This is a genomic window from Vibrio sp. ArtGut-C1, from assembly GCF_002105475.1.
GTDB lineage: Bacteria > Pseudomonadota > Gammaproteobacteria > Enterobacterales > Vibrionaceae > Vibrio > Vibrio diabolicus.
Map to the genome: position 1 here is coordinate 1 of NZ_NCTH01000034.1, position 24,535 is coordinate 24,535.

Here is a 24,535-nt window from a genome sequence, read left to right on the forward strand (position 1 = left end):
TCTTTCACGCTTAGTCATAATGTCACCTGTTTTAGTATCGAGATGATCATACATCACCTCTTAATCAGGTGGCCAAATTCACTATGCCACTACAGTACTCGTTAGTCTGATTGTTTGGCGTAATTATATACCCAAATAACCTTGAGGTGCTTATTTCAAGAGAACGAGCGAGTGCGCAGGACGCGAATCAACTTGGCACTAAAGTAACCCGAGATAATGCCTATCCAGTTGGTACTGAGATCATCAAAACTAAATGAGCGACTTGGAATAAAAAGTTGGCTTATTTCTTCCATTGAAACGATAGCCAACAGCAGTAGCAAAAGGCGGATGCCAAAGACGTCGGCTTTACTTGAGCTTACCAAAGAGGGGAAGGTGAAGACCGATAAAAAGCCGATCAATAAACTGAAGGTAAAGTGAAGCGTACTCGATCCACCTAAGTAGGTTTCCATTTGCAGGTAAGTGGCATGGTGTAAGTCAGAGCTTTTCCATAAAGAGAGTGAAGCCGTAAGCACCAGAACGAAAACAAAACTCATCCGTGTCAGTATTGAAACCATAATTAACCTATTGGAAAGAAGCCTAAGTAACGTTTTACAAAGTACAGCGCTGCCAGATTCTGGATTGCCATGCCAATTGCCATCGCCCATGCTGCACCAATAACACCGAACGTTTGGCAAAGCGCAATGAGCAAGCAGATAGAGATTGTGCCGGAGGAAATTGTAATGTATTTCATGGTTCTTTCGTGACCGCTCATGAGTAATAAAAACCCTACAGAGCCAGTCGCAACATTGACTAACTGCCCTAAAGACAGGACGACTAACAGTGGCGCAGCAGCAAGAAACTCTTCACCAAAAAACCGCATCACAAACTCTGGGAATAGAGTGCAAATAATCACGGGCACAATGGCCAAACCAACGTTGGCTCGGCAAGCTAAACGGCTCAGGCTTTGCAGTTTGATCATTTGGCGTTCTTTGTAGAGAGAGGCAAACATAGGGGCGACCACAAAGTTAATGGTAATCAGCACAAAGCCAATCAGTAGTGATGTACGTTGAGCTGCAGCTAATAAACCGAGTTCCGCTGTTGAGATAAAAAAGCCCGCAATGACAAGGCTTCCCCATTGAAGAACGTTCGTGAAGATACTGCCAATCCAGACTTGCTTGGCAGAAGCGACCATTTTTTTGTTTGGTACTAAAGCCGATGTCTGATACTGACCTGAACTTAGCCAATTAACACTGGATATTACCGCGACGCTCATACTCGCCAGAAGCAGTGCGGTCATCAGATTGTTGATATTTTGCTGACCGATATAGTCCAAGCCAAAGACAAAAAAGACCATCAACATACTCACGCCAAGCTGTAAAGCAAACAGTGATGACACGACCTTTCTACATGCTTGAAGCACACGACTGTTGGTCTGTGCAAGCACCAAAAACGGTATGCAGAACAAGCCTAAAGTAATCGCATGCATTGGCGATTGGGTCTGATTTAGCTGTTCAGGAAACAGATTAAATCCTACCAACAAAACGGCAATGGCTAGCAAGCAAAACGCCATACTTCGATAAAGTGCAGTTTTATAGTTGTGGCTTTGTTGAAGTGTCTCTTTGTTGTTAAAGGCGATCGCATTGTAGCGAACTAATGAGACATCAAAACCTAGCTGAGAAACGATCGCGAGTAGTGAGACTAGGTTGAATAAAAAGAAAAATTGACCGGAAGTCGAAGCGTCACTGGCCTTCGATACAATCAGTGTCAGTAAAAAAGCAAATAGCGCACTCAACACACGCGTGATTGCGGTTTTCAATCCAGTAGATAGCAAGCTTTTTTTACCGCTGGGCATCAACAGTAATTTTTGTTGAATAGTGTGAAACATAGAGGTATTTAACCGTAAATATTATTGAGTGCGAGGCGCTGTTTTTCTTCACTGAAGGCGTCGTTTAACGCTGTTGTATATTGGCAAAAATCAATTTCATCATAATGATTGACACAGTGCGCGATCTGCTTGGCCATTTCTTCAGGTGTTAGCGCTAAAAATGGGTAGTTGAGATCTTTGGTCGCGCCGATAGTTCGAATTACCATAGGAAGATGTAATTTGGCTGCTTCTAGAATAGTTAACGGCATCCCTTCCCATGCTGCAGTATGTAAGTAAAGGTCTGAACCCTTGAGCTTTTTAACCACCTCATCACGAGGCAACATGCCAGTCACATCCACATTTTCTGTACGCAATTTTTGTTCAAGTGTGTAGTCACCGCCACCTATCCAAGTGATATCTAATGGGCGGTTAAGCGCATATCGATTAAGGTGTTGCAATGTGTCGATGAGAAATTGTGGATCCTTTTGGGGCGCAACACGACCAAGCACAACAAGTCGCAGCGCTTCTTGTCTGTTTCGCCCTAAACGCTCTTCACTTTGATAAGACACGTAGTTGTTGAGCAGCTCGGCACGTTTCGCACCAATGCTAATGGCTAGGTCACATTCTCGTTGGCTACAGCCTGCCACCACATCAATTTTGCTTAGTTTTACTTTCTCTAGCGCTTTATAGAGCTGGCGCGCGAATTCGGAGATATCTTCACGTTCGAAAGCATAACAGTGCGGAGTGTAAACCAAGCGCGCCTTGCCAAGTTTTAGAAATCGCCCGAGAAAGCCCGCTTTACTCGAGTGCAAATGCACAACGTCAGGCGCAAGTGATGCAATCATGTGGTTTGCATCGCGAACAAATTGAAGTAAGCCGCCTTCCACCCATTTGGTCTGTGTGAAAATATGATGGTTGTTCTCATTGGTTAAGTCGTTTTCTCGAGCTCTGGCTAGCAAGAAATGTTGATAAGGCTCATCTCGAGAGGAGTGAGCATAACTATAGAGGGCGGTTTGAACGCCACCTCCGAAGGCTTCTGTAATATGGAGCACTTTTTTCATGATGATTTTGTTCCTGGTGTCTGCATCCATTTATGCTTGAAAGCATCACGTTCTTGTTCTGAATAAACGTGGCGATATAAGGGAAGATCGTACATATAGAACAGCTTTGAAAAGTCGTAGTGATGCTTAAAGTGCTGGTGGATATTGGAGTACCACTTGTTTTTCGCTTCATTGCTGTTTTTCAGCACGAAGTCTTGCAGCCCGAGAAACTCACCAATTTCTTTATCGAGAGAGCTGAGCTTTTCGCATTTGATTAGCATGACGTTGGCTTGCTCGTTCTTGAATGTGAAGAAAGGTTGAGTGTTGTCCAGTTCTTGACGCATCACATCGATATTGAAGTTACGTTTTAACTCGTTGTCGAACCAGTCCGCAAAATAGTTGAGATTGATATAGTTATCGAAACAATGTTCGAGGTGCTGATACGTGACTGCCATATCTCGGTGAATTGCATCATTCTTTTTGCCTTCGATAAATTGCAAATGGAGGTCTTGAAAGAAACGAGAAAAGACAGTTGCGATTGGATCACGGACCAGTGTGACGATTTTGATCTGTTCGCGTTTTTGTAAGATACGTTTTCGTTGCTTGAGCACTAAGCGATAGAGCGCACGGTTTTTGAAATCGAAAAATTTACTCACGTCTTTTTTATTGTGATACATGTGAAATTCTTCGTGATCATCAAAGGTGTGGATGTGATAGCTTGGGATATTTCTTTCTCCCAGTGTGTGCTCAATTGACGATGAGCCAACTTTGCCCATTTGGTAAACTAAAACAAAATTGCCAGCTTGGAGTTCTCGGTTCTTTTCAAATTGTCGAGAGATTGAATACTTCATCTATCCTATCCTTGATTATTCAAATTCGTGGTGATGGTTTACCGGAAAAGTATGAGCAATGGTGTTGACCGTTGACTCGCGGCTCATGCTTATCATGACGGGTAATAAGAGTATTAAAATGATGGTGGTATTTACCGCAACGAAGAACACCATGATGAGGGCGTATATCGCGAGTAAGAGGCTTTTTCTGTTGTCATTGAGACTACGGAAGCAAAAGCGAATAAAAAGAAAATAACCACCAAATAATAGGGCGATACCGAGCAACCCGTATTCAATTGCGGTATCTAACACAAAGTTGTGGGTGTAGATCGCCAGCTCATCATAGTTAAAGTAACTGATCATAAAGTTGGGCAGCATCTTCGCGCCGACACCTAAAATAGGGTGTTGAAGTAAAATGTCTAACCCATTGGCAAGTAAGAGTTTTCTATGAAGGTTCGACACCCATCGAGCTTCACTTTGGTTGGCAAATAAGACGTCTTCTTGGGTTATTTCTAATGTGTCCGCTAGCGTTTCAAACCCAACGTAGAGTGTAGTTGCGACGGCAGTGAACACCATAAAGCTTAAGGCCAATAAAATCGTCCACGTGTACGTTTCATTAAGCGATTTTCTCATCAGGTTTTTTACGAGCAGCTGGTCAAAGAAGAAAAGCAGACAAAAACCAAGTAGTGCTTTTCTTTCTTGCGACAACACCAGTAATACCAAAGCAACGAGCATCAAAAGGTGGAAAGCGCGAATTTTATCCCGATAAAGGTACAGTAGTGAGCAAAGTACACCGAACCCGTATTTACTTACCCCGAGTAACTTAAACCCGCTTTGATATCCCTGAGCAAAGTGCCATAAGGCAACGAGCGTACAGATGAAAAACAGCAGATAAGTGAAATAAACCATTACCCATTCATCATCAAACACGCCATAGGCGTACATTAGGCTAAGCAAGCAGAGAATCGCCAGCCATTGTACGGTTTCTATAACTAGCGGCATTAAGGGGACGCGATTTAGCAGGCCATTTAAGAACACATATCCAGTGAACAGTACAAGGAACCCCATACAGGGATGCATGAGTTTTTCAGCTTTTCCTTCCAATACCACTAATGCAGTAAAACCAATGGACAAAAGACTTAGGATGTCTGATGGTGCTAGTGCTATTCCTCCAGCACGAAACTTCATAGGAATAAAGAACAATGCTAATAGGCATGCTGCAAGCAATGAGGCTCGATGGCTCGATGGCGCGGAGCTATTTGTTGGTGCAAAGCTGCTGGTAGATTCCATAGTAACCTTCACGAAATTTATCGATGGTGTAGAGAGAGGCCCTATTGACTGAGTATTGACTTGCAGCGTCATACCGCTCAACACTTTCACACAGCTGGAGCACTTTCTGGCTCAGCTCATTTGAGTTACCAACCTGAAATAAATATTCGGCACGTCCGGTGACGTCATCCAAACCGGGTACGTCCGATGATAATACGGGTAAGCCTGCTGCCATGGCCTCAACCGCCGCCAAGCCAAAGCCTTCGACATGCGATGATTGCACGTAAATGTCCATGTCGTTCAAAAACGCTGGAACATCAGAAACTACCCCATGAAAGTGAACACGTTGCGTGACGTTGAGCTTTGTTGCCAACGCTTGCAGTGACGATTTTTTTTCGCCATCTCCAGCAAGATGGAGCTCGAATCGTCTCGGTAAATGGACAAGTGCTTGGATAAGCGTTTCATGATCTTTATGTTGATGAAGTCGGCCCACCATTCCAATCTTGATAACTGGTTTGTCGATTAGGTGGCTGGAGCACTTCGGCATCATAGGAAACCTTTTTAAATCAACGCCATTGTGCACCACGTGATATTTATGTTGGTAGCGAGGCATGAACTTCACCAGTTCATCTTGTACTTTTTCACTAATACTGACCGTCAAGTCGTGGCCCCAATACAAGACATATTCCATGAACTTAAACAACGGATAGTCACGTCGACGGTTGTAAGAGCAGTGCTCAGTCTGAATTCGTTTTTTACCTACCGCCAATAGCGCTAGATAAATGGAAGGGTAGAGGTGCCCGTGAACGACATGCGGCCAACGTAGCAAACAGTATTTCTCACTCAATGACAAAGTGCGCCAGTTAAAACACTCTATCCCTTGGGCGGATAGCGTTGGTAAGTAATCATTTTCATCACATAAGACCAAAATTTTGATTTCGTATTCAGGCTTATGTTCTAAAACAAGGTCGACTAAGAACTTCTGAGCACCGCCGTTCTGAGAAAGATCATTAATAATATGTAGAATCTTGGTTTTCATGATTAATTGGTCAGATATTGCTGTTTAAGGTCGGTGATTTCTGCATTTGAGAAAAAGTGCTTCGTCAATTTAGAATTCAGCATTTCTTCAACGTACTCGGGTGTAGGTTGAAATTGCGTTTTGAATTCTTTCATTAGTGGCGAGTACCATTTGTTGTCTGACTGATTTTCATAAACGACATCCACGGGGTAACCTAAAAAGTCTTCAACTGCGGAGTTAGCCTTCGCTAGCTTGTCACTTCGAATGACCAACAGTGAGAAGTTGTTGTTGTGGTATGTTTGATAGCCTACTTCGTGATTAAAAGGTTCGTTAAACACATCAATCCCTGTTAGTTGTTTGATTTCGTTGTCAAACCACTGCAGCGCATATTGATGATTCATGTGCTTATCAAATGCCTCTTGGAGTAACTGCGGGCGTTCAGTACGGATTGCGCTATCATCTTTTAGGTATTTGTCCGCCATCCAAAACGGAAGTGCTTGAAAGAACATTGAAACATTTCGTCCGATCGGTTCACGCACCAGTGAGATAATTCGAACTTTTTTCTTGCGCCTTAACATACGGCTCATCGCTATGCGCTTTAGTCGTCGCTTTAACGCGTTGATCTGAGGTTTATGCAATTGCGCTCTGACAGGGGATATCTGTTTTTTCGCATCGACAGTCATGAGATCGTGCAAGTGAACCGAGTTAGGAATGGAATGCTCTAATGCACTCGAACCTACTTTGCCCATTTGATAGATCAATACCGGTTGTTCTTGGCTTTTCAACGTTTGGTACCAAGATGCGTTTGAGTTAGTAGGCGTATTTCTGGACATAAAGCGTTTCTCCTTCCTTAGTCTTGGCTTGTGTGATTAAGACGCCAAGAGATGGAACTGAGTGTTGTATTTGTTTAGATAACGCAAGGTTAACCAGTGATGATTTTGTCGATTCTGAGCGAATGACGGTAATCAGACCATTGGCATACTGACCAAGAATAAGTGCATCACTCACTGACAGTAGGGGCGGTGTATCGATAATGATCCGGTCATACTTATTTTGAAAATGTTCGAGCAACTTTTTAAAGCGATCAGAAGCTAGCAGTTCCTGTGGGTTTGGCGGAATTAGGCCTGCCGATAATACATCTAAGTTGGCTTCTTCTATATGTGTAACACAATCTTTGATTGGCGTATCCATAGTCAGGATATGCGTTAAGCCTGGGCTTGATTCAGCAATACCAAACCGTTTTGCGATGGAAGGTCGGCGTAAATCGCAGTCGATGATCAATACCTTTTCCATTTTTGAAAACGACACCGCCATATTAATACTGGTCGATGTTTTTCCTTCTTCTGGAATGGCAGAAGTAAAGGGCAATATCTTTTGCTTAGTGTTGGTTAATCTGAGCAGAAGCGAGGTTCTGACGGAGCGACAAGCTTCACTAAATAGCTTTTCTTCATCATCTAAATACGCGGTATAACTGACGCCGTTTTTACGCAAATTGCGTTTTTTGACCATCGGAATCACGCCTAAACACGTAACACCAAGTTTTTCCTGCACATCGGCTGTGCTTCGGATAACTTCTCGCATCGTTTCTAAGATGATGACCAGCGCACAAGCAATGGCAAAGCCAAAAAAGGTGGCAATCAGTACCAGTTTGATTCGTTGTGGTGCCACCGGGAATAGAGGAATGATGGCTTTGTCAGTAAAGCGAGCGGTGACATTCTTGTAGTCGCTGGTGGCGTTGGTCTCTTTCTCACGATTTAAGAACGCTTCATAGAGTGCCTTATTGGATTCAACCTCGCGTTTTAACTGTTCGTAACGCGCTTTTTGTGACCCTAACGATTGGAAGTCCGACTTTTTGTGATCGAGTTCTGCTCGAAGCATGTCCTCTTGAGCCTTTGCAGCAAGAAGGTCTTGTTGCTTACTGAAGGAAATGTCACGAATGAGTTGCTGGGTTCTAGATTGAATTTCAGCAAGCTGCGCTTTCGCCTGAATCATTCGGTCATGCTTGGGGCCGTAGCGCTGTGCCAGCTCAGAGAGATTTTTGGCTGCCTGGGCTTCCGATAATTTGAGGTCGCGGATCTGCGCTTGATTAGCGAATTCATCAATTGACAGCAAGCTGTCTAAACTTTGTGAAGATTTACGTCTTAACAGTTGGATTAACGTCTGCGCTTCAATGCGCTTATTAACAGCGACATTTAGCTTGCGAGTGAGTTCTTCTAGCTCATTTGCGTAAATTTCATCAATACCGTTTATATCGATCAACCCTTCTTTTAACAAGAACTCTTGCAGCGCTTGCTCAGAGTTACGTAATCGCTCCTCCAATTTTTGTGAGTTATTTGTCAACCAAGTGGCCGCATTTTGTGTAACGACCAATTTGGCTTCAAAATTTGCGTCAATGTAGGCTTGGCCGACCGCGTTGGCGATTGTCGTTGCAAGCTTAGGATCGGTAGAACGAAAGCGAATTCTGACTAATTGGGTGTTACGTACTGGCTCAATATCGAGTTTACTTCTGAAAGCTTGAAGTGCCTGATAATAGGACTCTGAAAATTGGGCGGTTTCTTTTGGGCTTGGTGCCACATTCAGTAGGTCTTGAACAAAAGGGATCGACTTTATTTGGTCGATCTTTTGATTTAATCCACCTGAGCGTGTGAACTCCGGTAGTTGAGTTAGGTTCAGCTCTCTAATGACCTTATCTGCGATATGATTCGATTTTAAAATGGCGATTTGCGTTTGAAAGTACTCTTTTTTTGTCGTGTCGACGCCATATACTTCCTCGATTGAAAGGGCGCTTTTTTGTTCCTCTTGGATGAGTAGCGTAGCTGTAGCTTGGTATATCGATGCTTTGGAGTAGATATACCAAGTACAAGTTAATGAGAACAGAAGCGTGAATGCTGCGATGCTTAGCCAATTCTTTTTAATCGCTTTGAAGTGATGGCCAAAACGAATCAGTTCTACTTTGTTCATCTGGAGATTATTTGGATGAGTCCCGTTCATTTGATTCCCTGTCACTTAAAAGAAGCTCTGGTCGATAAATACAATGTCACCAGGCTCAACGTTGCGGTGCATACTGACACCCTCTATCGTTTGACCCGTTTTATGTTTGGTGAGGTTAATGCCTTTGCGTGAGGCTCGGTCGGTCAAGCCACCAGCTAAAGCGATGGCCTTTTCGATAGTTAATCCTGGTCGATATTCAAATCCACCTGGTTTCCTGACTTCGCCATTGACGTAAAACAGACGAAAGTTATTGATGGTGACCATCACTTTTGGGTTGATGAGATAATCGCCTTTTAAGCCCGTTTCTATTTCGTACTTGAGTTGTTTCGGTGTTTTTTTGATTGCTTTGATTCGGCCAAGGTAGGGGTAATCAAAATAGCCATCTGACGTTATTAGAATATTTTTAATCGTAAGATCTTCTTCACCATAGACCTGCACGGAAATGGTATCGCCCGTGTCGAGTAAGTAATCTTCTTCGTTTGAGTCAGCGTTTACCAAGGTGCTAAATAGCAATAACGCGACGCTCATGAATGTGATGAATGACTTCATTAATAATCCTTGTTACAGAGAAAACTGTGCGCTTAAAGTCCAAATGTTCTGTTCGAAGCTATAACCTGGTCGGTTAGAGGTTTTATCTTGGTATTGCCAGTCGGCTTGCAGCTGTACCCAGCGTTTAATTTGATAATCGATACCAAAAGATAGGGTGTAGCGATCGTCGTTTCTGGTGATCCCCGTATAGTCATCTTGTTGATAAATAGCACCTAAGCGAGTTGCAAGGTAACTATTCCAATCGTGCTTGAGGTTCAGTCGATAACGAGTTTGTAGGTTGTAATCGCCATCTTGATCTGGGTTAACTGCCGCTTGAGTAGTTTTCACGCTGACTAGAGTTTGTTCTTGAGGCAACCATTCAAAGCCGATATCCCAACTAAAGCCTTTAAATGTCTCTCGGTGAGCGCTGTCAAAATCTTTGATTTGATAACCGAGTCGAGCGATGCCTTTTGTTTTTCCTGTGACTTCCCATTCGGCACCGGTGTAATAGAAACTGGTGTTGTTATCTTTGGATGGTTGCGAAGAATTTCGGTGCTGATAGTCGGTTACTATTTGTTTTGTCCCAACCAACCAATAGGTTCTTGGCGTCGCCCTTAAATAGAATTCCAAGTGTGCATTGGGGGCTCGAAAATCGTTGTATTTTGTTTTAGCGTTTGTGCGCCCAGGCAAGCCGTCACGGTAGTTTTGATAGGTTTTATCACTGTAGCCTAAACCGAATTCGAGTCTGCCTTTTGCACCGTTAGAGCCAAAGACATAATTGGTTTTGATATCGTTACGGTTGAACTCTATTGGTGAGTCTATTGCGCTACCATTACCTTCGGTAATGTCTTCCCCTCTAATTTCATGCTGGGTGCGTAAACGATAATCAACCACTAAACGATGACGATGATTGAACTCAAAAAAGTTGGAAAACTGAAAGGTATGATCGTCGAAGTCGTTGCGGTCATCGGATGAAAAACCTGCTTTCAACTTGTACAAAATATCTGCGCGATAGCGATTCCTTTCTATACGTGCTAATAAGCTTGGCTCTATACCCCAAATATTGACCGATTCTACATTGCCGGATTCCTCCGCTTTGTTGATGTTGTCATCGCCCTCGTAGAAAGTTCTTACGAGGGGAATAAACTCAATGCCAGACTCGGTTTGGTAAGCCATCGGTTCTGCGAGTAAGCCAGTTGAAAACAGACTCAATGCTATTGCCATTGTCAGTTTCTTCATAATCTCAACCTTAGTAAGCGTTAGCACCAGTGAACCCTTTGAAAACGGTCATGAAGATGATTTTGATGTCCATCCAAACCGACCAGTGGTGGATGTAATCCAAATCAAATTCGACTCTCTTTTCCATTTTTTCTAAGGTGTCGGTTTCGCCGCGATAGCCATTAATTTGCGCCCAGCCAGTAATGCCTGGTTTTACTTTGTGACGTAGCATGTAGCGGTCAACAATCTGGCGATACTCTTCATTGTGCGCCACGGCGTGAGGGCGTGGACCAACAATAGACATGGTCCCTTGCAGTACATTGATAAATTGAGGTAGTTCGTCCAAAGAGGTACGACGCAGAAAACCACCAAAAGGCGTAATGCGTGGGTCGTTCTTTGTCGCCTGTTTCACGTGAGGGCCTTGATCCATAGTGGTCATTGAACGGAATTTCCAGACTTCAATCTTGCGTCCATCGAGGCCGTAACGATGCTGTTTAAAAATGACCGGACCTTTAGAGGTCAGCTTAATGCCAATCGCAATGGTGAGCAGGACTGGAGAGATCAAGGCTAAAATAATGCTCGAAAACAAGATGTCTTCAAACCGTTTTACCCAGGAAGAAATTCCAGCAAATGGCGTATCAAATACGCTGAGCGTTTGAACTTGGCCGATTTGCGCCCAACGAGAATGCAAAAGGTTATAGGTAAAGAAGTCGGGAATCAGATACGTATTTGCGGTGGTGTCTGAGAATTGGTTAAGAAGCGATGCAATACGTTCTTTTGCGTGCATTGGCATTGCGATATAGACGTAATCCACTTCCCCTTTTTTGGCTCGCTCAAGAGCGTGGTCAACTGCCCCTTTAATAGGGTAAGCAGAATTTGGCAATCTGTCGGAAGAACGCTCATCGTAAAAGCCATCAAAAAGTACACCGTGTTCAGTGTGGTTTTGAATTTCGTTAGCAAGGGTAATGCCGTGAGGAGTTTGGCCGATGATTATTGCAGTACGAGTGTTGAATCCTTTTTTTCTTAAATAGGCTAATCCGGTACGGAATGTCACTCGCCATGCCAAAAGTAGAGCGGGCGTAATCGCAAACCACAATGCCAGAATAGTGTTATCAAATAAGTCATAGACTTCCGAAAAATACAGAACAATAAAGATAAGCGCGGAAGTTACTGCCCAGGCCACACAGACAATAATCATCTGCTCTTTAAACGAACTGGTTCGCCAAGAGCGGTACAGGTTGCCGCTTTCTGCCATAAATAGAAAGGAGATGCCTCCAACAAAAGCCAGTATGACGTAATCTTTCCCCATCGCAGTATTCATGTCTTTGAACACTAAAAGCAGCATAAAAGAGACGATGACAGCAAGATCTGAGATGCGATATAAAAAAGCGAACTCCATCTCGTGAGAGCGGATAAGTCCTTTTTGTTTCATGACTCAGTTTCCTTTCTTACACGCTACCGCCCTTGGGTGTCTCCCCCAATTGCCGTGTCGTGAGCGTTATTAGTAGTTGGTGAACAGAGCATTCTGTTGAATGCTTCTGAGTTTTTTGTCACGTGTAATTTCGTTGATAAGTGTAAAAATTTGCGTTGTTGAGGTAAGTGGAAATAAGAATGAAATTTAGACCTTTGGCTAAGTTTGGCGGGTTAGGAAAAAGCTGGTACTTACTCATGAGGGATGAGGAAAAGTATTAAAAATGAAGTATCAGTACAAAGACAATGGTTTATGTGAAGGTAGAAGAAACGGGTGATCTTATTGGTTAACGATTAATGATTTAGTATCGAATTACTTATATTTATTAGGATAAAAAAAATCCCTCTCAAGTGAGAGGGATTTTTTGTGAGTAAGGACGAATGAATTATTCGACTTCTACGCCGTTTTCTTTGTATAGGCGGCGGCATGCACGACCATCACTGTGGAACAGGTGACAACGGTGTGCTGGAATACCAATCTCGATTTTATCGCCGGTATCGACTGCGAGCGTGTCAGGCTGACGGAAAATAACGTCGGCGTCTGCGCCTTCTAGGTTTAGGTATACTTGAGTTTCGTTACCTAGCTTCTCTACAATCATCACTTCACCGTGAATGCTTGCATCAGCTTCAGAAGCGGATAATAGGTGCTCAGGGCGAATGCCTAAAGACATGCGGTCGCCACGGTTAACAGTTGTGCCATCCACTGGAATCCAGAAAGATACGCCATTAGATAGTTGAACTTTGACGCGCTCTGCTTCTACTTCATCAATGAATACGCTCATGAAGTTCATTTTCGGAGAGCCGATAAAGCCTGCTACAAAGCGGTTTTGTGGGTAATGGTAAAGTTCAAGTGGCTTACCAACTTGCGATACATAACCGCCGTCTAGTACAACGATTTTATCTGCCATTGTCATTGCTTCCACCTGATCGTGTGTTACGTAGATCATGGTACAACCAAGTTGACGTTGTAGCTTCGTGATTTGCGCACGCATGTTTACACGCAGTGCGGCATCCAAGTTTGATAGTGGTTCATCTAGAAGGAATACATTAGGTTGCGATACCAATGTTCGACCGATAGCCACACGTTGACGCTGACCACCTGAAAGCGCTTTTGGTTGGCGTTCAAGTAAGTGACCCAGTTGTAGAATTTCTGCAGCCTGTTCAACACGTTTGTCGATTTCTGCTTTGTCTGCTTTTGCTAATTTTAAGCCAAATGACATGTTGTCATATAAGTTAAGGTGTGGGTAAAGAGCGTAAGACTGGAATACCATACCAACACCACGTTTGGATGGTTCGACGTCATTCATGCGCTGGTCACCAATATACAAATCACCTGAAGTAATGTCTTCAAGACCGGCAATACAACGTAAAAGGGTAGATTTACCACAACCTGATGGACCTACGAAAACAACAAATTCACCTTCGTTGATTGTTAGGTCTACGTTCTTAGAAATCAGTACGTCGCCATACGCTTTACAAACATTTTTTAACGTGACACTCGCCATGTAGCTCGTCCTCGATCAATTTTTTATTATTCACCGCTCATCATTATATGAATTATCTAGCGAGCAGTAACAGTAGGAATCGGTAAGTTATTGCGGTTGGTAAGAAAAGTAGGGTAGCACTTCAATAAAATGTCCTGAATAGAAGTGCTACCCATCATAGCCAAGTACGAGTTTCTCTCCCCCACATTATTCGTGTTGTCTCCCCCGTGAAATAATTACCACAAACAACACCAATAATGACATTCCACTCGTCTGGCAATGCAAAACCAGCAAATCTTTTTCCTAATACGTAGGCACTGCTGGGAAAGGGTTCTTACCATCCACTCTTGGATGACTGAAGTTTGTAAGATTGTGCGAGGTGCGACATCCTCCTAATAGAAATAATTGTAGGGGGAGTAGGTAGGGAGGAGTAAAAAAGGAGGAGGAATAAAGCAGTTGGTCGGAAATCACATTATTGCACCACCCAAAGTTGAAACCGATCACAGGAAGTATCCGTTTTGTGATTTGAGTCTCTTACCCTTGGCGATTTAGATCACGAAAATACGTCATAATTGTAAGGGCGTAGGGATTAGGAGGATGAGACATATTGGATTATTTCAGATGATATATGTCGAAATACGGCTGAACCTCAATGGACTAGCCCTACATCAAAAATATAAAAAGGATACGAACATGAAAAAGTTAAGCGCTGTAGCACTAGGTACTCTTGTTGCTTTGGGTTCTTTTGGTGCTAATGCTGCCATCGAAGAAGGACAACTTACTATCTGGATCAACGGCGACAAAGGTTACAACGGCCTTGCTGAAGTTGGTAAAAAATTCGAAGAAGACACTGGCATTAAAGTGACAGTGGCTCACCCAGATGGCCTTCAAGACAAATTCCCTCAAACTGCAGCGACTGGTGACGGTCCTGACATCGTATTCTGGGCTCACGACCGTTTCGGTGGTTACGCAGAAGCTGGCCTGCTAGCAGAAATTAAACCTTCTAAGAACATTCAAGAAGGTATTGTTGATTTCGCTTGGGATGCTGTACGTTACGACGGTAAATTGATCGGCTACCCAGTTGCGGTTGAGTCTCTATCTCTAATCTACAACAAAGACCTAGTTCCAAACCCACCGAAGTCTTGGGAAGAAGTTGCAGCGCTAGATGCAAAACTTAAAAAAGACGGCAAGTCTGCAATCATGTGGAACCTAAAAGAACCGTACTTCACTTGGCCACTAATGGCTGCTGATGGCGGCTACGCGTTCAAATACACTTCTGAAGGTTACGATGTTAAAGACGCTGGTATCGCGAAAGAAGGCGTTAAAGACGCAATGAGCTTCGTAAAAGGCTTGGTAGACAAAGGCGTAATCTCTGCAGATATGGACTACTCAGTATCTGAATCTGCATTCAACCAAGGCAAGACAGCGATGACGATCAACGGTCCATGGTCTTGGGGCAACATCGAGAAGTCTGGCGTTAACTACGGCGTGACTACGCTACCTAAGTTCCAAGGTCAATCTTCTAAGCCATTCGTTGGTGTTCTAACGGCTGGTATCAGCACTGCGTCTCCAAACAAAGACCTAGCGGTTGAGTTCATTGAGAACTACCTACTAACAAACGACGGCCTACGTATGGTTAACAACGATAAGCCTCTAGGTGCGGTAGCGCTTAACTCGTTCCAACGTGAACTAGATTCAGATACTCGTATCGCTGCGACAATGGACAACGCGATGAACGGCGAAATTATGCCAAACATTCCTCAAATGAACGCATTCTGGGGCGCGGCTAAGAACGCAATCATCAACGTAGTTGATGGTCGTCAAACTGTCGATGCAGCATTGGCAGACGCAGAAAAACAAATGACTAAATAATTAAGTAAGACCTTTTTAAGGAGGAGGCAACTCCTCCTTACTTTTCTATATTTATTCTATATTCGCTAGCAGGTTCCCTATGCAGTCAGTTCAAGGTACAAATGCTATGACAGCACCAGAAGCCAGCCTTCCGAGCAGCAAAAAAGTGTTCATGAAATGGTCACTTTTAGGCACAGTCGGCATTATCAATGGCTACGCAACAATCCTTATGTATTCACGCGGTGAGATTGCGTTTGCACTACTTACGATCATTCTTACCGCTTTAGCGTTGTTCATCTTTGGTAGTAAAAAGACGTACGCACATCGTTACATCTACCCTGGTATCGCAGGGATGATCCTTTTCATTCTTTTCCCTCTGGCGTACACCATAGGTTTGGCGTTTACCAACTACAGCGCGAAAAACCAACTCTCTTTTGATCGTGCGCAGAGCGTACTTTTGGACAGAACTTATCAAAGTGGTGATAGCTACCCGTTCACTTTATATAAAACGGATCAAGGACATCAGCTTGTGGTTGAAAAAGATGGTGAGCTACTTGCTACGCCCACTTTTCAACTAGATAGCCTTTCAGCATCGGATCTTGACCTGTCGCCAATTGAAGAAGCTACGGGCGAGAAAGAATCAATCAAGACGATTGTTAAGAGCCGTAATACGTTGAGTAGTGTTGATTTGCATCTGCCGAGCGGTGAAGACATCCGCATGAGCGGGTTACGCAAATTTGCGGCAGTTGTGCCTTTGTACACGCTGCAAGAAGACGGCGAAACGCTTTACAACAACCGTACTGAAGAGACGTTACGTCCAAATATGGAAGTAGGTTACTACCAACCTGTCGATGAAAATGGTCAGTTTGTTGGTAGCACAGTGTCTCCTGGCTTTGTGGTGAATATTGGCACGCACAACTTTGAGCGTGTGTGGAAAGATGATGGCATCAAAGAGCCGTTTATCAGTATCTTTATCTGGACGATTGTGTTCTCGGCACTCACCGTACTATTTACGCTTGTAATTGGTCTTGTTCTAGCAAGTGTTGTTCAGTGGGAAGCATTAAAAGGCCGCTCGGTTTACCGACTCTTACTGATTCTGCCTTATGCGGTACCGGCGTTTATTTCTATCTTGATCTTTAAAGGTTTGTTTAACCAAAGCTTTGGTGAGATCAACATGCTTCTGGAAGGTTTGTTCGGTATTAGCCCAGCTTGGTTCTCAGACCCATTCATGGCGAAAACCATGATTCTGATTGTGAACACGTGGCTTGGTTTCCCTTACATGATGATTCTATGTATGGGTCTACTAAAAGCGATTCCTGATGATTTATATGAAGCGTCAGCAATTGATGGTGCGAACTTTATTACTAACTTTACTCGTATCACGCTACCAATGATGTTGAAGCCGTTAACACCACTGTTGATTGCGAGCTTTGCCTTCAACTTCAACAACTTCGTGCTTATCCAGTTGTTGACTGGCGGTGGTCCAAACATGATTGGTACGTCAGAACCTGCGGGTTACACAGACCTATTGGTAAGTTACACCTACCGAATCGCATTCGAAGGTGCGGGCGGTCAAGACTTCGGTCTAGCAAGTGCAGTAGCAACACTTATCTTCCTATTGGTTGGCGCATTGGCACTTATCAACCTACGCGTAACTAAAGTAGCTCAGGACTAAGGAGAGATTACAATGGCAATGGTACAAGGTAAGTCATTAAAGTATCGTGTTTGGGCTACTCATATTGCGATGTGGGCATTCTTGGCACTGATTATTTTCCCTTTACTGATGATCATCGCGATTTCATTCCGTGAAGGTAACTTTGCAACGGGTAGCCTGATCCCAGACAACCCAACGCTTGATCACTGGAAATTGGCATTAGGTTTCTCGGTGACTAACCCAGACGGTACAGTTACACCGCCACCATTCCCAGTCATGACATGGCTGTGGAACTCAGTAAAAGTGGGTGGTATTTCTGCAATCCTAATCGTGGCGCTATCAACCACATCAGCTTATGCGTTTGCTCGTATGAAGTTCAAAGGTAAGAACACTATCCTAAAAGCGATGATGATCTTCCAAATGTTCCCTGCGGTATTGGCATTGGTTGCCCTATACGCGTTGTTCGACAAGTTGGGTCAGTACATCCCATTCCTTGGTCTCAACACGCACGGCGGTCTGATATTCGCTTACTTAGGGGGCATCGCACTGCACGTTTGGACGATTAAAGGCTACTTCGAAAGTATTGACTCTTCGTTAGAAGAAGCGGCGGCACTGGATGGTGCGACACCATGGCAAGCATTCCGTTTGGTATTGCTTCCATTGTCTGTGCCAATCCTAGCGGTAGTATTCATCTTGTCGTTCATCATGGTAATTGGTGAAGTTCCTGTAGCATCACTACTACTTTCTGATGTAGACTCGTACACACTTGCAGTGGGTATGCAGCAATACCTATATCCACAAAACTACTTGTGGGGTGACTTTGCAGCAGCTGCTGTACTTTCAGCAGTGCCAATCACTGCCGTATTCTTACTTGCTCAACGCTGGTTGGTTGGTGGTCTAACCGCTGGTGGTGTGAAAGGATAATCTCTTGTGGTCTGAGATTGATAAGAATAACTAGAAAAGGGCGACCACATGGTCGCCCTTATACGTAGCACGGATATTACAATTTTGGTTTGGCCGCCGATCAGTAATATCTTGGCTTTTATTGGCGTTACGCATAGCTGGCTGTTAGCTTAGTTCCTTACGATTCAATCACTAACAGTTTTTGTAACCATAACCTGAGTTTTGACTCAGGTTTTTTTATACCTGTTAAATACAGTTGTTCAATAAGCGGATAAAGATTAGCTGCTTTGCAATGGATTACACAGGGCTAGGAGAATGCCCTGCGTAGCACTTCACATAAATAACCTGAGTTCAGGTATCAGTAAAATTGAGGTAGGTAAGGATTAAAACTCTCGACTGGAGGGGGCACATCCAACGTATTGAAGCAGCGTGTATAAGCTTTCTTGCTGTAGTGCGACGCGACGAAATAAATTTGCAAAGGTGACATCACCGCCAAAGCAGGTTTGAATGTAATGGTTAATTTCTGTTTCGTTATACCCCTCGACGTACATGGTTCTTACCCACTGGTACTCGACCGCTTTTAAATTGGTCAACGTCTCTTCACTTAAGGTCGTTTCTTTTAGTCTCAAGATCCAAACTCTATCCAACTCCAAAATAGTGGAAGGATTTAAGCAAAGCTAGGTGAAGGATTTATGACAGAGGAGGCCGAGTGTGAAGCAAATGGCAAAACCATGATGTTGCTCCACACTCTGGTTATAAGTAACGTTGAGGTAGTCAATAGCGTTCTTAACGGATGTAGGTTACTTGAGATACTTTACGTGCGCTTCCATCTCTTCCCCGATTTCTTTGCGCATGTTCATAAGGCGGATAGCGGATTGTTCCAAGGCTTTATCTTCATCAGATTCTGGAACCCATTTCGGTACGTCGGTTGGTTTTCCGTTTTCATCCACAGCAACCATAATAACGATACAGTGGGTGGTGAGTCTGTTTTTCATTTGCTTTGGGTCACTGGCTTGCACGTCAATCGCGATGTGCATTGAGCTTCGTCCGGTATAAATGACTTTCGCGCTAACTTCGACTAAGTTGCCGACATGAATCGGCGCAACAAAACGAATACCACCTGCGTATGCAGTAATGCAATACTTGCCACTCCACGCTGCAGAGCAGGCGTAGGCTGCTAAGTCGATCCATTTCATTACGGCGCCGCCGTGCACTTTTCCGCCGAAATTGACGTCACTGGGTTCTGCTAAAAAGCGAAGGGTAATGTCTCTTTGACCACTGCTCATCTGTCTTTCCTTGATGGGTTATTGTTTTCCCAATTTAGCAGCAAGATGAATTTTCGGGAATAGAGAATGAAACAAAATATTAACTTTTATTCGAACGCTGAAAACAAAAAGCCACAGCGTAGTTCTGTGGCTTGGGGAACTGGGATTAATTGGCGGTGGAGGCAATCTCAGAATTGGGCAATGGCTTTCTGTGTCGTATTTTTATTTGCGACAGGATAACGCCAGAGATGACTAACAGCCCACCAATAATGTGGTAAGCGTAAATTTTCTCACCAATCAACGTTGAAGCAAGTACGACAGAAACCACGGGCATTAAGTTCATGAACATGGCACTTGAATCAGCGCCAATTGAATCGATCGCTTTCACCCACATTAACGGCGCAAAAATGGAAGCCGCAATGCCAGCATAGGCGATTAATGGTAGCGCGTCTTGGCTTGGTAACAGTTGTTCACTAGAGAGCCAAAGTGGTGTAAGCATCACAACCGAGAAGAAGCCTTGCATGTAAACCAGAGTCAAACTACTGAAAGGCATCTTCCAGCGTTTTAGCAGCACGCAATAAGCCGCGTATACCATGGCTGCAATCAGCATAAGGCTATCACCTTGGGTCATGTCTTGATGTAAAAAGTAGGTGATATCACCATGACCAAGCATAAACGCCAAGCCGCCGAGCGAAATCACACCACCGACGATACTTAACATTGATACAGACTTGCCTAACAGAGGAACACTTAAAAACACACTGATCAAAGGAACCAAAGAGGTAATCAGTGCCATGTTGGAAGCCGTTGTCGTTAAACCAGCGTAGTAGCCAAGTGATTGGTTGAGCACCATGCCAAGTAACGCAAGAAATGCCAGCTTAGTTAAGTAAGGTCGAATAATGTGTCGTTGTTTGATGATCGCAGGCAGACAAAATGGAGTTAGAAGTACCATTGCGACAAACCAACGGTAGAAACTCATCGCACTTGGTTCAATGGCGCTTGCTGCCATCTTATTCACAATTGAGTTACCACCCCAAATCATAACGGTGAAAAACGGAAGTAAATAAATCATGAGAACCCTATAGCACAATTATTGATGGCGCTAGTCTGGCAGGTCTTTATAATAAAAAGTATCTCTTAAAAGACATCGTAAGCGATAGGAAGACAATTTTGAAAAAGAGCGCCAGAAATCTTCATCCCTCATTATCAATCGACCGCGCACCATCGGATGTATTTATGAATTTTGAAGCCTTTCTCTCTAATACAGAAACGCGAATTCATAGCCATCCTTGGGGGCAAGTGCAGCTGATCAGCGGTGGGATCCTAGAGATGGATGCAGAAGATACAAGATTTCTAGCGCCTCCGCATCTTGCAATTTGGGTTCCTGCTGGAATCCGTCATACCAGTTACAACCGTAAACCTATCGAATATTGTTCTTTGAACATTGCCCCTGAATTGACGGCGCACTTTCCTACCAAAACGAGTCTGATCAAAGTGACTCCAATCGTGTCGTCCATTATTGAGGACTTTCGCCAACGAGACATTAACGTGGCGCAAAGTGATGAAGACAAGCGCTTGGTCCAGGTGTTATTGGACCAGCTCGCAAAGCAAGAAGTGGAACACCACTTTTTACCAACGACCGATAACAAGTATCTTGAACCGATCTTAAAAGCAGTAGAAGAATCGCCGACGGATGAGATCAGTTTGGCGGAGTGGGCGGAAAAAGTGCATACCACAGAACGCACGTTGGCGAGACACTGTCAGAGTGAGTTGGGCATGAGCTTTACTGAGTGGCGTTTACGTGTGCGATATTTACATTCTATGGAGTTGCTGCGTAAAGGGCAGACCGTAAAGGAAGTCGCGTTGACGTTAGGTTATAACCAAGCTAGCCCTTTTATCGCGATGTTCAAGAAATACTCCGGCATGACACCGGAGCAATATAAGAACCGCTTATTATAACTGAGCCAGAACGTAATTCAGACCACCGACCACGGCTGCAACTTGCGCATCGTTGCACTCTTCGTTGGTCACCGTTGGGCTGTCTGGGTACACTTCCGTTGTCGTGCCGTAAACGCAATTTGTTACGCCGCCACACAGACCCAGCTTCACCATTGGGTAGTTGATAACGCCAAACTGTACGACTGGTGAACCAATGATTTCGCCATTTTCATCTGCAGGTGCAATGTGAGTCACTTTCGCAACCGATTCAATCACCGCTTTTTGAAACTCGGGTTGAGGGTTTTCACTATCTCCAACTGTGTAAAAACCGTCTGGGATCATGCCCTCGATGTACTCAATGCCATCACGAGCGGCAAGCGCAGGACGGAACTCTGTTTCATCGGAGTCTGTCGTCTCGTGCAAATCAATGTGCATTAATACATCGCCTAATGTCGCAACGAGCTTCATGAGGTTGGCGGATTCTTCGGCGGGGCTATCCTTATAGAAAGAGCGGTTTGGATCTATCGCGTTTGGATTCCAGCGGTTGATCACCTCGTAACCCCAAGGGCTCACGCAAGGTGCAACGACAATATTGAAATGCTCTGCGTAGCGCTCTGCTTCTGTTTCTACAAACTTTAAAGCGCCATGCACACCGCTGGTTTCATAACCGTGTACGCCGCCTGTGACCAAAACAACAGGCTTCGTTGAATCCCAGTTGCGAGTTTTGATACAAAACAGAGGGAAACGTGCCTCGTTGTATGAGAGCGCACCGTATTGTTCAACATCAAAACGCTCGCGTAGGGCATCGATTTTACTGACGACTTCATCTTGGTAGCTACGTTTTACTTCTTGCGTTGCTAACCAAGCTTTACGTTCTTCTTCGCTCCAAGGTTGGCCAGGGGTACCGATTGGGTAAATGTATCCACTTTTCATCTATACTTTTTCTTTTGACTGCTGAAAGGTATCACAAGACTAGACCTGTCTTATCTCAACGGCAATATAAAACACCATTTGGCATAGTATTCTTTGCAAAATCATCACTTTGATGAGTGATTTATTGGTGTTACATTTTGTTACTTACTCAATTTCATATAAGAGACAAAAAATGGCTGGAGCAAGTTTACTCACACTGTTGGATGATATTGCCACGGTACTCGACGATGTCGCCTTAATGTCGAAAATGGCGGCAAAGAAAACCGCAGGTGTGTTGGGTGATGACCTAGCGTTAAACGCTCAACAAGTGTCTGGTGTTGCATCTGAGCGAGAAATTCCAGTGGTTTGGGCGGTTGCGAAAGGCTCGTTCAAAAACAAATTGATTTTAGTTCCTTCAGCATTGCTAATTAGCGCGATTATTCCATGGCTTATCATGCCACTATTGCTAATTGGCGGCTTGTTTCTCTGCTTTGAAGGGGCAGAAAAGGTGCTTGAGAAAGTGTTCCCTCACTCGCATCCGCACGAAGAAAAAGAAGAGTTAGTTAATACTGGCGAGTCGATAGAAGAGTATGAAAAACGCAAAGTTGCTGGTGCGATTCGAACGGACTTTATTCTTTCAGCGGAAATCATTGTGATTGCGTTGGGTACCGTGACTGGGGCGAGCCTTGTGACGCAAATCTTAGTGGTGAGCTTAATTGCAGTCATCATGACCATTGGTGTTTATGGCTTAGTAGCAGGCATCGTGAAATTGGATGACTTGGGCTTCTACCTTGAAATTCGCTCAAAAGGTAAGGGCTGGATGGCAAAAGTCGGCAGTGCTTTAGTTGCTTTTGCCCCAAAGCTGATGAAGTTGTTAACGATTGTGGGTACTGCCGCGATGTTTTTAGTCGGTGGGGGGATTGTAGTGCACAACGTGCCTGCCATTCATCACTTTGTAGAGCCGATTATTATGAACTTTAGTGGTCATTCGGTTGCTACAGCGATTCTGCCTATTTTGCTTAACGGTATTATCGGTTTTGTGGCGGGTTTGATTGTGGTTGCTGTGTGGACAGCTGTAGAAAAAATTCGCGGCCACTAATAATCACAGCTCAAAACAAGAAAAGAACAACAAGGGTCATGACTTCTTTTCACAGAAAGGCATGACCCTCTTTTATGGATGGAACGTCAGTAAAGTACTTACTTCACTTTCCACTCAATTTGTTCATTTGCTCGAATAGGCACAACGATATCATTGCCAAATGGCATCGTTTCCGGCACATCCCAAGCGGATTTTTCTAACGTTACCGTATCTGTGTTGCGCGCAATGCCGTAAAAATCAGGACCATTGAAGCTTGAAAACGCTTCCAAGTTTTCCAGCTTGCCTTCATTCTCGAATACTTCTGCATAAAGCTCTAGCGCTGCGTGTGCGGTGTAAGAACCAGCACAACCGCAAGCTGACTCTTTTGCCCCTTTCGCATGTGGCGCAGAGTCAGTACCTAGGAAGAACTTCTTGCTACCACTGGTTGCAGCTTCGATCAGCGCTTGCTGGTGGGTGCTGCGCTTAAGAATTGGCAAACAGTAGAAATGAGGCTTGATACCACCCACAAGCATATGGTTACGGTTGAAAAGAAGGTGGTGAGCAGTGATGGTAGCAGCTACGTTATCTGAGGCGTTATTAACGAAGTTTGCTGCGTCGGCAGTGGTGATGTGTTCTAGAACGATTTTAAGATTAGGGAAGTCATTGACGATAGGAGCGAGGACAGTATCAAGGAATTCTTTCTCTCGGTCGAAGATATCAACATCGTGATGTGTTACTTCGCCATGAACCAGAAGTAACATTCCGACTTCTTCCATCGCTTCGAGAACGTGGTAAATGTTCTTCGCATTGGTCACACCGGAATCTGAGTTTGTGGTCGCGCCAGCAGGATAAAGCTTGGCAGCAACAATGTTTCCGGTGGCTTTAGCCTTACGTATTTCATCTGGTGTGGTGTTGTCTGTGAGGTAAAGCGCCATCAAAGGTTCAAACTGTTCGCCATGTTGCTCTTTTAGAATTCGGTCACGGTAGGCTAGGGCGAGCTCAGTTGTAGTAACTGGTGGGACGGTATTTGGCATGATCAGCGCACGGCCATTGTAGCGGCTGATGTCGCGAACGGTGTCTTTAAGAACTTCCCCATCGCGTAAGTGAACGTGCCAGTCGTCAGGACGAGTGATTGTCAGTGTTGTCATTAATTGCTCCCACCATTGAAAAGTTGTCTGATTGGAGCCCAAGCGCAGTATTTGCTTTTGAGCAAACGCTTGCGCTTAGGCGACAGGATGATAGA

Annotated in this window: 22 protein-coding genes; 5 read left to right on the top strand and 17 right to left on the bottom strand. The window is 44.2% G+C overall.

Going from position 1 to position 24,535, the window contains the following annotated elements; all coding sequences use genetic code 11:
• Nucleotides 1–155: 155 nt before the first annotated feature.
• The 12 genes from B7360_RS20990 to malK form a co-directional block, all read right to left on the bottom strand.
• Complete coding sequence (locus B7360_RS20990; protein WP_074189855.1) at nucleotides 156–554, bottom strand: VanZ family protein; 399 nt, start codon at nucleotides 552–554, stop codon at nucleotides 156–158.
• A gap of 2 nt (nucleotides 555–556) precedes the next feature.
• Nucleotides 557–1,864 (bottom strand): oligosaccharide flippase family protein, encoded by a 1,308-nt coding sequence (locus tag B7360_RS20995; protein ID WP_085344535.1) that lies wholly within the window; start codon nucleotides 1,862–1,864, stop codon nucleotides 557–559.
• A gap of 8 nt (nucleotides 1,865–1,872) precedes the next feature.
• Complete coding sequence (locus B7360_RS21000; RefSeq protein WP_085344536.1) at nucleotides 1,873–2,904, bottom strand: glycosyltransferase family 4 protein; 1,032 nt, start codon at nucleotides 2,902–2,904, stop codon at nucleotides 1,873–1,875.
• A complete protein-coding gene (locus B7360_RS21005) occupies nucleotides 2,901–3,734 on the bottom strand; it encodes a putative capsular polysaccharide synthesis family protein (protein WP_085344537.1) in 834 nt (277 codons plus the stop codon). Before B7360_RS21005 ends, B7360_RS21000 begins: the two co-directional genes overlap by 4 nt.
• A gap of 15 nt (nucleotides 3,735–3,749) precedes the next feature.
• Nucleotides 3,750–5,003 (bottom strand): O-antigen ligase, encoded by a 1,254-nt coding sequence (locus tag B7360_RS21010; protein ID WP_085344538.1) that lies wholly within the window; start codon nucleotides 5,001–5,003, stop codon nucleotides 3,750–3,752.
• Nucleotides 4,969–6,021: a glycosyltransferase gene (locus tag B7360_RS21015; protein ID WP_085344539.1), complete on the bottom strand. Its 1,053-nt coding sequence runs from the start codon at nucleotides 6,019–6,021 to the stop codon at nucleotides 4,969–4,971. The genes B7360_RS21010 and B7360_RS21015 overlap by 35 nt, the downstream gene beginning before the upstream one ends.
• A 2-nt stretch (nucleotides 6,022–6,023) precedes the next feature.
• Nucleotides 6,024–6,833: a putative capsular polysaccharide synthesis family protein gene (locus B7360_RS21020; RefSeq protein WP_048625326.1), complete on the bottom strand. Its 810-nt coding sequence runs from the start codon at nucleotides 6,831–6,833 to the stop codon at nucleotides 6,024–6,026.
• The gene (locus B7360_RS21025; RefSeq protein ID WP_173670007.1) at nucleotides 6,811–8,991 is read right to left on the bottom strand and encodes a polysaccharide biosynthesis tyrosine autokinase; all 2,181 of its coding nucleotides are present in this window, start codon (nucleotides 8,989–8,991) and stop codon (nucleotides 6,811–6,813) included. Before B7360_RS21025 ends, B7360_RS21020 begins: the two co-directional genes overlap by 23 nt.
• A 15-nt stretch (nucleotides 8,992–9,006) precedes the next feature.
• Entirely contained in the window at nucleotides 9,007–9,540 is a 534-nt protein-coding gene (locus B7360_RS21030) for a polysaccharide biosynthesis/export family protein (protein ID WP_048625325.1), read from the bottom strand.
• Nucleotides 9,541–9,552: 12 nt separating this feature from the next.
• Complete coding sequence (locus B7360_RS21035) at nucleotides 9,553–10,758, bottom strand: outer membrane beta-barrel protein (RefSeq protein WP_085344541.1); 1,206 nt, start codon at nucleotides 10,756–10,758, stop codon at nucleotides 9,553–9,555.
• 10 nt (nucleotides 10,759–10,768) lie between these two features.
• The gene (locus tag B7360_RS21040) at nucleotides 10,769–12,169 is read right to left on the bottom strand and encodes an undecaprenyl-phosphate glucose phosphotransferase (RefSeq protein ID WP_005392488.1); all 1,401 of its coding nucleotides are present in this window, start codon (nucleotides 12,167–12,169) and stop codon (nucleotides 10,769–10,771) included.
• Between the two features lie 424 nt (nucleotides 12,170–12,593).
• Complete coding sequence (gene malK, locus B7360_RS21045; protein WP_005375271.1) at nucleotides 12,594–13,712, bottom strand: maltose/maltodextrin ABC transporter ATP-binding protein MalK; 1,119 nt, start codon at nucleotides 13,710–13,712, stop codon at nucleotides 12,594–12,596.
• A gap of 672 nt (nucleotides 13,713–14,384) precedes the next feature.
• On the opposite strand from malK, the gene malE reads away from it, so the two are divergent.
• The 3 genes from malE to malG all read left to right on the top strand — a co-directional run bounded on the left by malE (nucleotide 14,385) and on the right by malG (nucleotide 18,120).
• Nucleotides 14,385–15,563, top strand: a complete 1,179-nt coding sequence (gene malE, locus B7360_RS21055) for a maltose/maltodextrin ABC transporter substrate-binding protein MalE (protein ID WP_005375272.1) — start codon at nucleotides 14,385–14,387, stop codon at nucleotides 15,561–15,563.
• Nucleotides 15,564–15,642: 79 nt separating this feature from the next.
• Nucleotides 15,643–17,217: a maltose ABC transporter permease MalF gene (gene malF, locus B7360_RS21060; RefSeq protein WP_031780258.1), complete on the top strand. Its 1,575-nt coding sequence runs from the start codon at nucleotides 15,643–15,645 to the stop codon at nucleotides 17,215–17,217.
• Between the two features lie 12 nt (nucleotides 17,218–17,229).
• Entirely contained in the window at nucleotides 17,230–18,120 is an 891-nt protein-coding gene (malG, locus tag B7360_RS21065) for a maltose ABC transporter permease MalG (RefSeq protein ID WP_005375275.1), read from the top strand.
• A 362-nt stretch (nucleotides 18,121–18,482) separates the two neighbouring features.
• Here the strand turns inward: malG and B7360_RS21070 are convergent, their stop codons facing one another.
• The 3 genes from B7360_RS21070 to B7360_RS21080 all read right to left on the bottom strand — a co-directional run bounded on the left by B7360_RS21070 (nucleotide 18,483) and on the right by B7360_RS21080 (nucleotide 20,436).
• Complete coding sequence (locus B7360_RS21070; RefSeq protein ID WP_005375277.1) at nucleotides 18,483–18,728, bottom strand: hypothetical protein; 246 nt, start codon at nucleotides 18,726–18,728, stop codon at nucleotides 18,483–18,485.
• Nucleotides 18,729–18,899: 171 nt separating this feature from the next.
• Nucleotides 18,900–19,385 (bottom strand): acyl-CoA thioesterase, encoded by a 486-nt coding sequence (locus tag B7360_RS21075; protein WP_005392490.1) that lies wholly within the window; start codon nucleotides 19,383–19,385, stop codon nucleotides 18,900–18,902.
• A gap of 145 nt (nucleotides 19,386–19,530) precedes the next feature.
• A complete protein-coding gene (locus B7360_RS21080) occupies nucleotides 19,531–20,436 on the bottom strand; it encodes a DMT family transporter (protein WP_074189861.1) in 906 nt (301 codons plus the stop codon).
• 98 nt (nucleotides 20,437–20,534) lie between these two features.
• On the opposite strand from B7360_RS21080, the gene B7360_RS21085 reads away from it, so the two are divergent.
• Complete coding sequence (locus B7360_RS21085) at nucleotides 20,535–21,323, top strand: helix-turn-helix domain-containing protein (RefSeq protein WP_048625321.1); 789 nt, start codon at nucleotides 20,535–20,537, stop codon at nucleotides 21,321–21,323.
• Here B7360_RS21085 and B7360_RS21090 read toward each other — a convergent pair.
• The gene (locus B7360_RS21090) at nucleotides 21,318–22,235 is read right to left on the bottom strand and encodes a M14 family metallocarboxypeptidase (protein ID WP_085344542.1); all 918 of its coding nucleotides are present in this window, start codon (nucleotides 22,233–22,235) and stop codon (nucleotides 21,318–21,320) included. The two genes, B7360_RS21085 and B7360_RS21090, sit on opposite strands and share 6 nt — an antisense overlap.
• A gap of 172 nt (nucleotides 22,236–22,407) precedes the next feature.
• On the opposite strand from B7360_RS21090, the gene B7360_RS21095 reads away from it, so the two are divergent.
• On the top strand, nucleotides 22,408–23,313 hold the full coding sequence (locus B7360_RS21095; protein WP_046873771.1) for a DUF808 domain-containing protein: 906 nt from the start codon (nucleotides 22,408–22,410) through the stop codon (nucleotides 23,311–23,313).
• 98 nt (nucleotides 23,314–23,411) lie between these two features.
• Here the strand turns inward: B7360_RS21095 and pyrC are convergent, their stop codons facing one another.
• Nucleotides 23,412–24,440, bottom strand: a complete 1,029-nt coding sequence (gene pyrC / locus B7360_RS21100; protein WP_005392496.1) for a dihydroorotase — start codon at nucleotides 24,438–24,440, stop codon at nucleotides 23,412–23,414.
• Nucleotides 24,441–24,535: the final 95 nt, after the last annotated feature.

Coding starts and splice junctions, on each gene's coding strand:
- B7360_RS21015 (WP_085344539.1), bottom strand. CDS start 6,021: ATGAAAACCAAGATTCTACATATTATTAATGATCTTTCTCAGAACGGC.
- B7360_RS21020 (WP_048625326.1), bottom strand. CDS start 6,833: ATGTCCAGAAATACGCCTACTAACTCAAACGCATCTTGGTACCAAACG.
- B7360_RS21080 (WP_074189861.1), bottom strand. CDS start 20,436: ATGATTTATTTACTTCCGTTTTTCACCGTTATGATTTGGGGTGGTAAC.
- B7360_RS21030 (WP_048625325.1), bottom strand. CDS start 9,540: ATGAAGTCATTCATCACATTCATGAGCGTCGCGTTATTGCTATTTAGC.
- B7360_RS21035 (WP_085344541.1), bottom strand. CDS start 10,758: ATGAAGAAACTGACAATGGCAATAGCATTGAGTCTGTTTTCAACTGGC.
- B7360_RS21000 (WP_085344536.1), bottom strand. CDS start 2,904: ATGAAAAAAGTGCTCCATATTACAGAAGCCTTCGGAGGTGGCGTTCAA.
- B7360_RS21090 (WP_085344542.1), bottom strand. CDS start 22,235: ATGAAAAGTGGATACATTTACCCAATCGGTACCCCTGGCCAACCTTGG.
- B7360_RS21010 (WP_085344538.1), bottom strand. CDS start 5,003: ATGGAATCTACCAGCAGCTTTGCACCAACAAATAGCTCCGCGCCATCG.
- malE (WP_005375272.1), top strand. CDS start 14,385: ATGAAAAAGTTAAGCGCTGTAGCACTAGGTACTCTTGTTGCTTTGGGT.
- B7360_RS21040 (WP_005392488.1), bottom strand. CDS start 12,169: ATGAAACAAAAAGGACTTATCCGCTCTCACGAGATGGAGTTCGCTTTT.
- B7360_RS21095 (WP_046873771.1), top strand. CDS start 22,408: ATGGCTGGAGCAAGTTTACTCACACTGTTGGATGATATTGCCACGGTA.
- malG (WP_005375275.1), top strand. CDS start 17,230: ATGGCAATGGTACAAGGTAAGTCATTAAAGTATCGTGTTTGGGCTACT.
- B7360_RS21005 (WP_085344537.1), bottom strand. CDS start 3,734: ATGAAGTATTCAATCTCTCGACAATTTGAAAAGAACCGAGAACTCCAA.
- malK (WP_005375271.1), bottom strand. CDS start 13,712: ATGGCGAGTGTCACGTTAAAAAATGTTTGTAAAGCGTATGGCGACGTA.
- B7360_RS21075 (WP_005392490.1), bottom strand. CDS start 19,385: ATGAGCAGTGGTCAAAGAGACATTACCCTTCGCTTTTTAGCAGAACCC.
- B7360_RS20990 (WP_074189855.1), bottom strand. CDS start 554: ATGGTTTCAATACTGACACGGATGAGTTTTGTTTTCGTTCTGGTGCTT.
- B7360_RS21025 (WP_173670007.1), bottom strand. CDS start 8,991: ATGAACGGGACTCATCCAAATAATCTCCAGATGAACAAAGTAGAACTG.
- B7360_RS20995 (WP_085344535.1), bottom strand. CDS start 1,864: ATGTTTCACACTATTCAACAAAAATTACTGTTGATGCCCAGCGGTAAA.
- pyrC (WP_005392496.1), bottom strand. CDS start 24,440: ATGACAACACTGACAATCACTCGTCCTGACGACTGGCACGTTCACTTA.
- malF (WP_031780258.1), top strand. CDS start 15,643: ATGCAGTCAGTTCAAGGTACAAATGCTATGACAGCACCAGAAGCCAGC.